The following is a 13,766-nucleotide window of genomic DNA, read 5'->3' as shown; positions in this document are numbered from 1 at the left end:
GCTTAACCTATGGCCCACCAGGAGCCGTTAGGGTACGATCGAGTCGGTGATTCGTACTGTATAGTGAAAGACCTCGTTAAGGAAGCGAGTCCAGGGCTCGCCATCGTGCGCCAATTCGTCAAGCAAGAATACCTTTACAATGCCCTTGGCATTCAGTCTGGATCTCATTTCCTCAGTTACTACGCCTACAACGAGAAAATTGACGCAGTTAGCAGGGGTTGCCTCAAAGCTCTTCTGCATTGCACCCAGCCGTTCCAGCGCTCCCGCAGGATCCTTGCCTCCCTTGATCTCTATCGTTGCGACATCTTCACTTTGTTTCTCGGTCCTAAATCGGAACAGAACGTCGGGCTCGGAACCGAAACGCATCCCATAGCCACGTGGTAGTTCGAATTGTGTCCCAGAATCATCTTCTTTCAGAATCAGTCCTTCACTCTTGAGCCAGTTCTTGATCCGGGTTTTCACCAGTTTCTCAGCATCCTGACCGATGATGTTGCGAAACGTCCCATCTAGCCCAATGCCCATATTGGCGATTATGTTCCTATAACCGTCCTCCAAGGTCCAATTGGTCGTACCTTCGATGATCGAGGAGATAGCCGCGTTATAGAGCCGAGCTACTTTCAAGCTCTGTTCGTCTCCAATAGGAGTTTTGCGAGTCCCATCTTCCCAAGAAGCGATTGGCACTGCGATGTCGGCAACTCTTTTCTGCGGCAGCAATGCTATCCCGCGGTAGTACTGTGATGTCTGTGGATACTCCTGGAGAAGTTTAGGATGGGCGAATACGAGCTTGGGATCAATTTCTGAATCAGTTATGAGTTTCCAGGCTTGCTCACTAATCATAAGCTCTTCGAATGGAGAGAAAACCAAGCTTGCAGCAAAGCTCTCAACCAGCTTTCTCAGTACCTGATCTGTTCGCTGCCGGATTCTCTCCGACATCAGGGTTGATCGTATGAGTGCATCCTCCAGACTTGTCACTTGCGCACCCACCTATACACGCACTTTCTGATTTCACGCCTACCGAACCGACCCATCTGCTGACTTGAGTTTCCCTTGCCACGGGGCAGCTTCCAGATGTTTTCACAAGAGAATCCTGACTGCTCAGCGAAGTCTGACAAAATGAGATCTACCGGCACTTCTTCGCCATGATATTGGACATTGTCATTTACCATGATCACAGTTCCACCTGGCTGGATTAGTCGACCCAACTCTGCCACGACAATTGCCATCTCCTGGAAGTACCCTTCCAGCAGCCTAATCACATGCCTATTGCTCAACTCACCAACGTGCCGATTGAGAATAGTGAGAACCTCATGAAGAGCTTCCTGATCCTGGTACATTCCGATAGCATCGTTCAACAGACTAGGCGAACGGTCGTACACTTGGCGTAGCCACAAGAGTTTCGTCCTATTCTCAACGGTCGCGGACAACATCTGCTGTCTCAGGTCTACGAATTTCGCTTGGTCATACCCAAGCCAAGCAAGTTCTAGGGCGTAGGTGCGGGTGTAGTCATACCTATTGGCATAAGGCGGCGACGTTATCGCCATATCAAAGCTTGCATCCTCTAGCTGCTGCATTGAGTCCAAACATGATCCGACAACCAACTTAGGTGCACTGCCCCCATACTCTTGCTTGAGTATCTCCATATCCTGAATCATCTCGAATAGCCGCGCTTCCACCGCCTGCTTAAACGTAGGGATTGGCCCTTTGTGCATTTTCGCTCTAAGCGTTCTACCCGATCGATAATCCCACCTTAGGTATTGACCATCTTTTCGGGTAAAGCTAACGTCTTCCAAGACCGTCATACATGCCACGTTTAGCAGGGCTCGAAGGGCGCTGTCGTCTACTTTAGAAATAAACTGTCGAGCTTTGGCAATTGCGATCTCCGTCTCTTGTGGAAAAGCTGCTTTGGTAATGTCAACATGTGGAAATGCGAATTGAGACGGGGCAAGCTCACTGGAAGCCACACGTCCAACTAAGTCGACACTTGCAGCTTCGAGTGCTGGCTTCGTAACGCCATTGGCAGCATGGGTGATTGCTTTGCCTACCGAGACGCCCACAGGCATAATCTCTATGCCTGTCGCCATAATCCCCTTGCTCCCGGCAATCAGGGGTGTGGTTCCAATGCCTGCAAATGGATCAAGTACGGACGTTGGTCTGTGCTTTTCGACAAACCGCTCAACAAGCCCGCGGGAGAAGCCCTCTTTGTACTTCATCCAACGAAATCCAGGGACTTTGCGATTTCCTTGAAATGAGACTGCTTTGCGCGTGAAATCTGAGTTTACAGAGATGCGGCTCCTGAATCGCTCGTAAAGCGTCCTACGTCCCTTTACACTTCCACCATTCGGAGACTGCACAGGTTCCACTAGTTTCGTCTCCTGCCAATTGGAAGGACATCGCGGAAATCGGTAAGGAATTGAAAATGAAGGTGCAATTAAACCTCAACACAACTATCGAAGATTTCTCAGTGAGATGCGGCATCAACTAAATCAGTTTCATGATAGTTAGGCTCGGTGAATTCGGTCAAGCCAGCCTTCAAGTCTTTGGAATTCCATTCCGGATTGGGCTCAACTGCGGTCCCAAGAGCACTAAGACCTCACAAATTGAGCGGAACCCAAATTGGCGCTTTGGAAAGAGACACCGACGCAATGATACAAAGATACCCTTAACGCGAAGCTTCTGGGACACAGGGTATGTGTGACCCAGAAGCAACCTCGAAAAAGTGTGCGTACTTTATAGGGTAGGGACCACGGTGGTGAGCAGTCGCTCCTGCACGCACGCCTCTTCTACGAGTGTCATAGTGCGCCCCGCGTCTTTAAGCAACAGCCATAGGCGTAAACTCTCAGTTCTCCTAGTTTTGCCCGTCACTGATGCCGCTAATGCGTGAACTAATGGTGTGCCAGCCGGAAGCGCCATTGGGCGCGGGCTCCAGCTCCGTTTCATCCTGTAGCTCGCCGGTGCCGTCGGTGGCGCGCACCCGAATTGTATAGCCGGCCGCAACCGGCGGTTCCCACGTGATCTTCCACTGCACCCATGACAACTGGCTGAGCACCTTGCCGAGCTCCGCTTCTATCCAGTCGCTCTCGTCGATGCGGACTTCCACCTTGCTAATGCCGCGGTTGCCGGCAAAGGCGATGCCTCCGATCAACACTTCTCGGTCTACTTTGGCGCTTACTGTAGCACCGTTACGCGGCGCATCGATGCGAGACATTGTCTTGTAAATGGCTTCATCGCTCCAGCCCCGCTGCTGCCAGAAGCCCTTGAAGTCGTGGTCCACCGGTTCGATCCGCGTCAGCCACTTCACGTTCTTCATGCCGTAGATGTTGGGCACAATCAAGCGCGCTGGAAAACCGTGGTTGTTCGGCAGTATCGCACCATTCATGCGGTACGCCAGAAGTACCTCGGGATCTTGCGCCTTTTCCAGAGGGATGCTCTCCTGGTACCCGTCTGCCGCGTGCAAGACGATGTCCTTCACGCCCGGTTGGATGCCCGCTTGGACCAGCAGATCCCACAGTGATACGCCTTCCCACAGCGCACAGCCGATGAGGTCTCCACCGACCGCGTTGCTGATGCACTGCAGTGTCGCGTATTGCTGCTGGCTGGGCATGGCCGTCAGCGCATCGTAGTCCAGAATCATCTTGTTGTCCACCATACCGGTGATGGTGAGACTCCAGTCCTTCACGTCAACGGTAGGATCGATGTTGTTCTTGGAGATTACGTAGAACTGGTCGTTGGGCGTGACCAAGGGTTCCAGTCCCTCAAAGCCTTGCTGGAATATGGGGAGCGTCTCGCCGCTGTCGGAAACTGTAGTTTCTTTTGATGGTTCATTGAAAATGGCCTGCGCTTGTGCAGCAAACGATCGCTTGAGCGCATAGGCGCCGCCTAAAGCCAGCCCGGAAACAGCCAACGGCGCCAGCGACCGACGGGACAACACGCCCTCAGAGGCTGTTTCAGAATCCTCAACGACAAAGGGTTGCCGGACGTACGCAAGCACAAACCCAAAAGCCAGGTAGGCAATGATGTCGATGGCAACGGCAGCAATGGCCGGTGAGGATGCATCCATGCCGAAGAAGCCGCGCTCCACGAATGGCGAAATCGTGACTGAGTGGACTAGCCACAGCAACCCGCCGATGCCGAGGCCGTACAGCAACGCCGTCGGCGTTCCGCCACTGCTATCTTTTGCACCAAGTAGAGCCAGCAGCCGGCCATAAAGTAGCCCAAATAGGCCACCCACGCCAACCATTCCAATGAGTATCGCGTAGAAATTCAGGGTCTTGGCCAATGAGCCAAATATCTGAATCACCGCCTCAAAAAGGGCAGGCGGAATAAAGCTAAGAATGCTTTCAATCACCGCCTCCGGCAAGGCCGGAATCTGCCAGATGAAGCGTGCGACAAAATAGACCGCGAGTAAGGCTACTGTGGCTATGGCGCCGGACAGAAACTCTCTGCGCCACGGTACGGTAGACTGCATGGATGTCCTCCTCAACTCCTACGTTCGGATGCCTTGACTTCATCGTAGCATAGCGATATTGGGCAAGCATCCCTCCCACTTAAGAAGTTCTTAAGAAAAGCTCCTTTTAAGAAGAATAGCCGCCGGGTGGCAAAACGGTGACAAACAGCGTAGACTTGTGAGGAATAGGTAGAGTATGCTATTCGCTAAAGTAGTCATGCGCTCATTGCAGCGCATACTTGATTCGCAAAACGCTTGCAGGCGCCCGCAGGACGGAGGTAACCGCCTCATGAAGAATGGATTGGTCCCATCTGAACACTCGCGTCGAACTGTGCTACGCACGCTGGGCGCATTTGGCCTTGGCGGCGCGGCAACGCTCTTCTCTGCGTGCTCCGGCATAAACCGCCGCCGCTGCGACGGCCCGTGCGTTCCCACGCCTACGCCGTTTATCCCAATCACGCCGACTCCGGTGGAAGGTCCCAAACCCATCATCCGCAGTCCGGGGCTGGTGACATTTTGGACCTGGGCCACAGGACCCACCCAGCAGTGGCTCACTGACGTACACAACCTGTTTGCTGCCCGCACGGGCAACACACTCGAGCCGGTATTTCTCGGTAGCCAACGCGAGGTGGAGAATAGGCTTGCACAAGCTACGGCAGCGGGCACAGGCGGTCCGGACGCTGTGCACGTGCCCATGGGAGCGCTTCCAAGCTGGGCGGAGGCATCGCTGGTGCGAGACCTCACCCCTTACCTCGAGTGGCCGCGCACCGTAAACCTGCAGCAATTCGTGAAAGGCGTGCTCCCGTACGCTACTGTGAACGGCAGTGTGTACGCTGTCCCCTACGATGATCCCCAGGCTATCGGACTGGCGCTAAACGTGAAGCACCTGGAAGATGCCGGCATGACCGTAGACGTGGAAGCCTTCAAGCAGTGGGGTTGGGGAAACCTGCGGGAAGCTGCCGCACAGCTTACCCAGCGGCAAGGCGACACCGTCACGCGTCCTGGGATGCACGTGAGCTCCAACTGGCTCCAAGTCCTGACCTGGCTCTACAGCAATAACACCGGGTTCTTCCAGAATAACGCCGATGGCGGGTCGGTGGTGGTGAACAATGCCGATGCGCAAGCAGCGCTTCAGTTCCTGGCTGACATGGTCTCTGAGGATAAGGTCAGCGGCGATCCGTCGCCATTCGTGGACACGGCAAACCTTTTCGTGCGCGGGCGCACCTCGATGGCGGTGGTGAATGCGGACGCGATCAATCACGCGGTGCGTGTGCAGTCGGAAGAACAATCCGACGATCCGGAATTGCAATTCCACTGGCTGCCGCTGCCCAAGGGTCCGAGTGGCAGCGCGGGCGCGACTCAGGTGTGGTCGCACCAGATTGCCATTCCGGAAGTCGCCGGCAATCCAACGTCCGGGTGGGACCTCCTGACGTTCCTCTATACCAGAGAAACGCTCCAGGACTACCTGGGCAACACCAGCATGACCCTGCCGTTCAAACCCCAGTGGAAATATCCCATGGCCAAGCTGGTGACAAACTTTACGCCCACCTATACGGAGTACCTGGACCTGCTCGATCAGGAAAGCCCCTCGCCGGTGCAGGGCCGCCAAGCCCTGGGGCGCAATCTGGCCCTGCCGCTGCGCCAAGCAATCTCCGGTCAGGTGTCCGTCGCGGATGCCATGCCTGCGATCGAACGAGCCGTGCGCACGGCAGTCTCGTAGCAAGCGGTTCGAGAAGTCTGCATTGACGAGAAGGACTGCCGGTAGCGCAGGTTCGCAACCTGCGTCTGCTTCTTACCTTGCCGTGCATGGGCGCCAGTAGCGTAGGCTCGCTCGGAGACATGCGCGCGACCTGTGCCCGCTGCCGTGTATGATCCGGTAGCGTAGGTTTGCAACCTGCGCCTGCCGGTATCGTAGGTTTGCACGGGATCTGCGCGCAGCCGTGTACCTTCCGGTAGCGTAGGTCCGCACAGAGACGTGCACGCAACCTGCGTCCGCTTGTTGCCTTGCCGAACAAGGTTAAACGAGCAATTGCCCAACGTCACAATAGTGTTGATCCACTTTGGCACCGGCTTCTGGCAAGAAGCCGCCGCGTGTCACAGCCACCACCATCCCTCCGTCGGTCCGGCTGAGCATACCAACACAGCAGCGCGGCATGTGTAATACAAAGAGAGCAGCGTCAACACTCTGGTGGACGCTGCTCTCTTTAGTTTGTCGCTTGGCGGAGGGGGAGGGATTCGAACCCTCGGTGGAGCTATTAACCCCACTGTCGCTTAGCAGGCGACCGCACTAGACCAACTATGCGACCCCTCCATGCGCTCCTGTGCGTAATCCGAAGACCTTAAGGTCGGTCCCCGAAGTTGCGCGGAGCTACTCTCATTATAGCCTATCGGGCAACTTGCCCATCGACCGTCAATGCCGGCTCTTTCGACAGCACGGCGTCGCGAGCAGTTCATGGGAGCTTTGGCTTTGATTCCTATATTGCAGGCCAGGGGCAAGGAATTGGGGCGGTTATCGCAAATCTTACTTGAAGCCTAGCCGCTGAACTCTGGTTCTTGGAATCAGTCGCGCTTCCCCTTCCCACCTTGCTAAGTGGTGAAAGAAGATCAGAACCAAGCATGCCTCGACATCCGGCAACAGTGGACCGCCCACACTCCCCTGGATTCCGGCTTTCGCCGGAATGACGATTCCAATCTTAGGCTTATTGTGGGACTGACGACTCGGCTCTTGCGCCGTCTCAAACCATTGCGGTAGCTCAACATCAACGGCGGAGGGGGAGGGATTCGAACCCCCGGACCTTTCGGTCAATGGTTTTCAAGACCATCTCCATAAACCACTCGGACACCCCTCCAAGTCATGGTTCTATTGAATTATACCGCAGAATCATCCATCCAAATGAGGTCTCGATGCCACTGCGCAAGAGCATGGCGAACAGCATGTGCATGGAGGGATACGTGACGATCCGATGACAACCAAGAACGATGAAATCTGTCACGCCTCAGCAGTTTCCTCTTCTGCGTCCGCCGGTTTGCCGAGGTTGAAGCCGCCTGCTTCCGTGAAACTCAGAACCACGCCGTCGAGAGTGCGCATACTTAGCTTATCGACCAACACCTTCAGGCCGTGCTGTTCGCTGACCTCGTCATTCTTGCCGGGATTCTCCTCGCTCGACATGCCGAATTGCATGCCGTCCGCGCCAGGGCGTATGAACACCCGCAGGTACATTTCGCCCTCGCCTTCCGATTCCATTTGCGACTTGATGAGTTGCGCCGCAGCTTCCGTAATCGTGAACATACATCCTCTCCCAGGTGTGGGATTCTGTGGTGGCTTTCGAATTCAGGCTAAAGCGTAGCACGCGGCTGATACGCCGTAAATGCGATAGACAATGTCCCATCCGCGCGTGAGCGTTAGGGTTGGCTTGCTTCAACCGGCCGGCTAACCAGCGAAGTAGCTCTAAGCAATGACCTGGAACGCAATTCCAGGAGCAGACGGCAAGCTGGAAAACTCATCGAGGAACGCAGAATACCGGGCCGCTTCCGGTCGAGCGCCCCCGAGCACCGACTCGTCCGCGAGTGAGTACCCCCGCCGTTGCGATGGCAGGCACCCGGTAGTGGCACATGGCCTTGCGCTTAGGTATTCTTTACAGGTATAGACGAAAAGGCTCTCGGGCAATGGTGTTGCGCGAGCCCAAAGCCTCGCATACGCTATCCGCTGCGCATCGAATTGTGAAGTGCCGGGTCAGCCAGCAGTCTGCCGCGAGTTGGGAAAGACGCAATGAGCACCGACATAGAACCGCGCTTTGATCGCTCTCAGATCACCGAGGCCGACATCGAGTACCAGCGTAATCATCAGAACATGCGCAACTGGTTCTGGTACTTCATTGTCGGCGGCCTTATCCTCTTGCCGCTCTTCCATCTCTATTTGGGACTGCGCGTCAGCGGGCGCCAGCCGCCGCGATCAGGGCCGCTGCTCATCATCTGCAACCACCGGAACAACCTTGACCCGTTTGCCATGGGCGTAGCGTGTCCCCACCGCGCGCTCACATTCATGGCCAAGGTGGAGCTCTTCCGCAACTCAATATTGCGCTTCATGCTGCCCCGTTGGGGAACATATCCAATCATCCGCCAAACCAATGACGTGCGCAGCGTGCGTATTCTCATGCAATTGCTCAAACAAGACGAAGCCGTCGTACTCTTCCCGGAAGGCACGCGCAGCCGCACCGGCGAGGTCGGACCGTTCAACTCCGGCTTTGTGCGCATTGCGGTGCGCCAGCGGGTGCCCATAGTCCTCGCCGCTATTCGGAACACCGAAAAGGCGTTGCCGAGGGGCAGCCGGTACCCCATCCCACGGGTGGGCGTTACCGTGACGTTCGCTGAGCCGCTTGAACTCGACGAGCACTATGGCAAGAAACTCACGGGAGACGAGGCAGACGCCGTTGCCGAGTCTCTGCGGCAGCGGCTCATTGCATTGCTTGATGAGCGTGTGCCCGCCTAATGCAAGTCGACTTTATATTGGAATTCTTTGCCACGGTTGCTGAAGCCGTGGACGAGATTGCAGAATATTAGCGCCATATCGTCTTGACGGAAGGTCTTGGGAGCGCAGGTTGAAGACCGCGATACGGCCAAGCTCACATCGAGCGGTCACGCAAATGTTTAAGCGCCGCAGATTTTATAACTCGCCACATGGAAGCATTCCATTCACAAGCCAAAGTCTACGCGCGTTACTCCCACTCGGCCGGCAGAAGCAGATGATTGTTTCAGCCGACTCTTCTCCGGTACAATGAGAGCAGGCATGCGGATAGCAGAAAGCACTCTATGAACATCATCCTGGCAAAAGAAATGGGGTTTTGCTACGGCGTCAAGCGGGCCATCGAGATGACCCAGGCCGTAGCGAAAGAGAAGGGCGAGATTCATACGCTGGGGCAGCTTGTCCACAACCCCTCAGTGATAGAGAAACTTCAAGATGATGGCATTAACGTCGTTGGCGACATGGAGGCTATTCCGCAGGACGGCATCGCCACCATCACTGCCCATGGCACCGGCAAAGCGGTCACCGCTCAAATAGCGGAACACAATCTCGAGCTCTTGGATGCTACCTGTCCCATCGTTTCGAAAGTGCACCGCATCGTGCAGGAGCATGCCGAGCGCGGCTATCAAATTCTCATCTTCGGCGACCCCACCCATAAGGAAGTGCGCGGCATTCTCGGCTGGTCGGATGGCCGCGGAGAAGCCGTGGCGAGCGCCGAGGCGCTGGACTCCGTGCGCTTGCGCCGCAAAATCTGTTTGGTCTCTCAAACCACACAGACGGTAGAGCGGTTTCAAGCAGTCGCCCGTCGTCTCATGGACCTGGCGCTTGAAGACGCGCTTGAAGTGCATGTCGTCAACACGCTCTGCTTCGCAACCACCAAGCAACAGGCAGCCGCACGCGACATTCTCCCCCAGGTGGACGTGATGGTCGTAGTCGGCGGCCGCAATAGTGCCAATACCACCCACCTTGCGGAGATCTCCCGCGAGGAAGAAACGCCCACCTACCACATTGAATCAGCGGCCGAACTCGATCCTGCCTGGTTTAAGCACATGGAGAGCGTGGGCATCACCGCAGGCGCTTCGACACCGGATTGGTCGGTGCAGGAAGTCGTGGCCTGGCTCAAAGAGCTTGACGCAGTTGCGTCCTAGCCGGAGCCTGTAACCGGCTTGCGCGCTGTCCCTCGGGTGAGCAATGCCCAAGCCCAAAGTGATTAAGACAGGCGCAGCCGCTCCATTTGAGTTGCAATTCTGCGTGGCGACCCCCTGTACCATGAGTCTGTGGCGCCTCCACCTACTTTCTTCACCGCCCGAGCGGTACGCAGTGGCGGCAATTTGCACCGTCTAACTGGTGTATAATTTGCTTAGCTTCCTGGAAATCCCGCACATTGGAAGCGAGCACGCGTGCCATCAAACACGGGATCTTCACCTATCAATGCAAAAGGGGCACAATGTGTGCCCTGTCACATTTCGGCGGATCGTCACTATGAGCGCGACAACAAATCAAGCTGACTTTGAGACTCCATTTGCAGGTGCCACTACCGCCCCAAGCGGAATCGTCGCACTCATAGGACGCCCGAACGTGGGCAAGTCCAGCATCTTCAATCGGCTCCTCGGGCAACGACAGGCCGTCGTTGAAGACATACCCGGTACGACCCGCGACCGCGTCTACGGCGTAGTGCAATGGCAAGACCGCGCTTTCACCGTCACCGACACCGGGGGCATAGCCGAAGAGCGTGATAAGCTCGCTGAGTCCGTGTACGAGCAGGTGCAGGCAGCCATAGAAGAGGCTTCCGTCATCATCTTCGTCGTGGATTCACCGGCCGGCATCACACCACAGGACCATGAAATCGCCGCGCTCCTGCGCACCACGAAGAAGCCCGTTGTGATTGCCGCGAACAAAGCCGACAACGAAAACACCCATCTGCAAACGTATGAGTTCTACTCTTTAGGGATAGGTGACGTGATTTCGCTCTCGGCGCTGCACGGACTTGGCACGGGTGACCTGCTGGATGCGGTCTGCTCACATCTTCCCAAAGACGAGGCAGAAGAATCTGATCTAATGCTTCCCCGGTTCGCAATAGTGGGGCGGCCGAACGTGGGAAAATCGGCGCTGCTCAACGCGCTGCTCGGACACGAGCGCACGATCGTCAGCGATGTGCCCGGCACCACCCGCGACGCCATCGACAGCGTTGTCAACTACGGCGACGATACGGCGGTACTCATCGATACCGCCGGTATACGGCGGCGGGGCAAGGTGCAGCACGGCGTAGAATCCCATAGTGTGCTCCGCACACTGCGCGCTCTGGAGCGCTGCAACGTCGCACTCCTTCTCATTGACGCCGCTGAAGGACTGACTGCGCAGGATTTGCATATTGCTGGTTATGTCAATGAAGCCTACAAGGGTCTGGTCGTGCTAATTAACAAATGGGACCTTGTTGACGCCGATGCCGGAGAAGTGAAACGAATGGTACAGAGCCGGTTGCGCTGGATGCCGCACGCGCCGCTAGTAGTCTTGTCTGCCAAGACCGGCTATCATCTTAACCGTGTGCTGCCGGCTGCCATGCGGGTCTTTATCGAACGCGGCAAACGCATCACGACCGGCACACTCAACCGCGCCTTGCGCGAGTGGTTGGCCAACCGTACCCTCTCATCGAAAAGACGGCGACTTAGTATCTACTATGTGACCCAAGCGAGTACACATCCACCGACGTTCATCTTCTCCGTAAACGATCCTACTCTCGCTCACTTCTCGCACCGCCGGTTCTTGGAAAACAGAATCCGGCGGCACTTTGGTTTCGACGGGACGCCATTGCGGCTTGTCTTTCACGACCATCATGGCTGACCTCCTTTCATACGCCCTCTACTTCATTGTTGGCTACCTCGCCGGGTCTATCCCCAGCGGGTGGCTCGTTGCCCGCCTCTTTCACGAAACGGACATTCGTGAGCACGGCAGCGGGCGCACAGGTTCTACCAACGTGTGGCGCACGTTCGGCGTAGCCGCGGGAATTGTGTCTTTGCTTGGCGATACGCTCAAGGTGATATTGCCGCTGGTCGCCATCCGCTTACTCTTCGAAGGCAATTCGGAAGGCGAAGCCATAGTCGCCTTCGCGGCAATCATCGGGCACAATTGGCCCCTGTTCATCGGTTTTCGCGGCGGCAGGGGCATCGTGCCGGGAGCCGCGGGCCTTGCCTTCATGGTGCCGCTAATTGTGGCGTTACTTTGGGTGGTGTTCTTGCCGGTCATGTTGATAAGCCGGCATGTCTCCCTCGCTTCTCTTACAACAGTTGCCGCCGCTCCGATTCTTATCGCAATTGCAATGCAATGGTTCCACGTACCCGTGGTGTATTTGGTCTACGCAATCATTGGCGGCATCGTCATCATCGTGCAGCACCGTGACAATATAGCGCGGTTGCTCGCAGGCACCGAGCGCCGCATCTCACTGGGACGCCGGGGCTCATGACCCCAGCGCCCACAGGCGTTCAGGAATGCAATCCGTGCTATCAGTAGACGATCCCGGCGAAGTCCCGCACGAGTTTGACCGCGCGTCCGATGCGAATCGAGAGTCCGCTCCAGTCGTTTCCATCACCGCTCTCCGTCCCCAGGGAGCTAAGCAAGCCTACATCAAGGTAGAACTGAGCAGCGGCGAGCGCCTGCGATTGCGCTCGGAGACCGTTGCATCACGCGGACTAAGCGTTGGCGACTTCGTCGATCCCGCTGCCATTCTTGCCTGGCAACGTGATGACAGTAACCGTCGCGCCGTGGAAGCCAGCTTGAACTTCGTCTCCTATCGCCCTCGCAGCTCCAAAGAGGTGGCCGACCACTTGCGCAAGAAGTCATTCGATGGGCCGGCGCGCGAACACGCAATCAGCCGCCTGCAAGAATTGGGGTACCTGGACGACACGGCATTCGCCCGCTTCTGGATAGAGAGCCGTGACACGCATCGCCCCAGGGGGAGAAGGGCGCTCGCATGGGAACTGCGAAAGAAGGGCGTTGCTGAGGAAGTCATTGAAGACGCTCTGGCGCGATTTGGGAGCGACGAGGCGACTTTGGCGCGCCAGGCCGCACGCAAGCGCGCAGCCACACTCAAGACCGCCGATCCCGGCAAGTTTCGCCAGCAGCTTGGCGCGTTTCTTGCCCGCCGGGGTTTCAGCTACGAGGTGATCGAGCAGGTTGTGGATGAACTCTGGGAAGAACCGGGTATCGCTGAATCTCGTTGGTCGGAACCGGTTGAATGATGACTGCGCAGCGGCTTATGATGTATACAACAGGGGATGCAAGACAGGAATCCGTTCATGGTTCGACAGGCTCACCACGAACGGATTCAACCAGGAGAGCAATCATGGCCAGCTCTACACCCACATTCAAATTCACGTACCAAGACTACCGCAACACGCCGGATGATAAGCGCTACGAGTTGTTGGATGGAGACTTAGTTATGGCGCCAGCGCCCGGAGAGGCCCACCAAAGGACTTCCAGAAAACTTACCATGCTGCTAGGGCTGTCGGTTGAACGTACCGGTGTTGGCCACGTCTATGCTGCTCCTTTCGACGTAGTGCTCTCAGACACAGATGTAGTCCAGCCCGATTTGCTGTTCATCTCCAACGAGCGGGAACACATCATTACTGACGAGAACATCCAAGGCGCGCCCGACTTGGTTGTTGAAATCCTCTCTCCTTCCACAGCAGAGCGAGACCAGACCTTCAAACGCTCGCTTTACGCCAAACACGGCGTGAAGGAATACTGGCTGGTGGACACCGATGCCAAGACGGTGACGGTCCTCCTGCGGAATCCCCAAGGCTT

General features: G+C 56.4%; 11 protein-coding genes and 2 tRNA genes. 7 read left to right on the top strand and 6 right to left on the bottom strand.

What is annotated here, in order from left to right; all coding sequences use genetic code 11:
- Positions 1-27: 27 nt before the first annotated feature.
- The 3 genes from OXE05_13650 to OXE05_13640 all read right to left on the bottom strand — a co-directional run bounded on the left by OXE05_13650 (position 28) and on the right by OXE05_13640 (position 4,465).
- On the bottom strand, positions 28-933 hold the full coding sequence (locus OXE05_13650) for an XcyI family restriction endonuclease (GenBank protein ID MCY4438359.1): 906 nt from the start codon (positions 931-933) through the stop codon (positions 28-30).
- A 35-nt stretch (positions 934-968) separates the two neighbouring features.
- Positions 969-2,210: a site-specific DNA-methyltransferase gene (locus OXE05_13645; protein MCY4438358.1), complete on the bottom strand. Its 1,242-nt coding sequence runs from the start codon at positions 2,208-2,210 to the stop codon at positions 969-971.
- Between the two features lie 635 nt (positions 2,211-2,845).
- The gene (locus OXE05_13640) at positions 2,846-4,465 is read right to left on the bottom strand and encodes a molybdopterin-dependent oxidoreductase (GenBank protein MCY4438357.1); all 1,620 of its coding nucleotides are present in this window, start codon (positions 4,463-4,465) and stop codon (positions 2,846-2,848) included.
- A gap of 268 nt (positions 4,466-4,733) precedes the next feature.
- On the opposite strand from OXE05_13640, the gene OXE05_13635 reads away from it, so the two are divergent.
- A complete protein-coding gene (locus OXE05_13635; protein MCY4438356.1) occupies positions 4,734-6,164 on the top strand; it encodes an extracellular solute-binding protein in 1,431 nt (476 codons plus the stop codon).
- Between the two features lie 497 nt (positions 6,165-6,661).
- On the opposite strand, the gene OXE05_13630 is transcribed toward OXE05_13635, so the two are convergent.
- The 3 genes from OXE05_13630 to OXE05_13620 all read right to left on the bottom strand — a co-directional run bounded on the left by OXE05_13630 (position 6,662) and on the right by OXE05_13620 (position 7,733).
- A tRNA-Ser gene (locus OXE05_13630) sits at positions 6,662-6,755 on the bottom strand.
- A 455-nt stretch (positions 6,756-7,210) separates the two neighbouring features.
- Positions 7,211-7,293 (bottom strand) — tRNA-Ser (locus tag OXE05_13625).
- 140 nt (positions 7,294-7,433) lie between these two features.
- The gene (locus OXE05_13620; GenBank protein MCY4438355.1) at positions 7,434-7,733 is read right to left on the bottom strand and encodes an iron-sulfur cluster assembly accessory protein; all 300 of its coding nucleotides are present in this window, start codon (positions 7,731-7,733) and stop codon (positions 7,434-7,436) included.
- Between the two features lie 480 nt (positions 7,734-8,213).
- On the opposite strand from OXE05_13620, the gene OXE05_13615 reads away from it, so the two are divergent.
- From OXE05_13615 to OXE05_13590, 6 genes are all read left to right on the top strand, one after another.
- Positions 8,214-8,933, top strand: coding sequence for a lysophospholipid acyltransferase family protein (locus tag OXE05_13615; protein MCY4438354.1), 720 nt, complete (start codon positions 8,214-8,216; stop codon positions 8,931-8,933).
- Positions 8,934-9,253: 320 nt separating this feature from the next.
- On the top strand, positions 9,254-10,114 hold the full coding sequence (gene ispH, locus OXE05_13610) for a 4-hydroxy-3-methylbut-2-enyl diphosphate reductase (protein ID MCY4438353.1): 861 nt from the start codon (positions 9,254-9,256) through the stop codon (positions 10,112-10,114).
- A 334-nt stretch (positions 10,115-10,448) separates the two neighbouring features.
- Positions 10,449-11,807 (top strand): ribosome biogenesis GTPase Der, encoded by a 1,359-nt coding sequence (der, locus tag OXE05_13605; GenBank protein MCY4438352.1) that lies wholly within the window; start codon positions 10,449-10,451, stop codon positions 11,805-11,807.
- Entirely contained in the window at positions 11,800-12,426 is a 627-nt protein-coding gene (gene plsY, locus OXE05_13600) for a glycerol-3-phosphate 1-O-acyltransferase PlsY (GenBank protein ID MCY4438351.1), read from the top strand. The genes der and plsY overlap by 8 nt, the downstream gene beginning before the upstream one ends.
- A gap of 25 nt (positions 12,427-12,451) precedes the next feature.
- Entirely contained in the window at positions 12,452-13,201 is a 750-nt protein-coding gene (locus tag OXE05_13595; protein ID MCY4438350.1) for a regulatory protein RecX, read from the top strand.
- A gap of 104 nt (positions 13,202-13,305) precedes the next feature.
- A partial coding sequence (locus OXE05_13590) for a Uma2 family endonuclease (protein MCY4438349.1) occupies positions 13,306-13,766 on the top strand: 461 nt, incomplete at its 3' end.

This window comes from Chloroflexota bacterium (assembly GCA_026710945.1).
Taxonomy (GTDB): Bacteria; Chloroflexota; UBA11872; order VXOZ01; family VXOZ01; genus VXOZ01.
The sequence above is the reverse complement of the archived record's forward strand: the minus strand, read 5'-3'. Positions and strand labels throughout refer to the sequence as shown.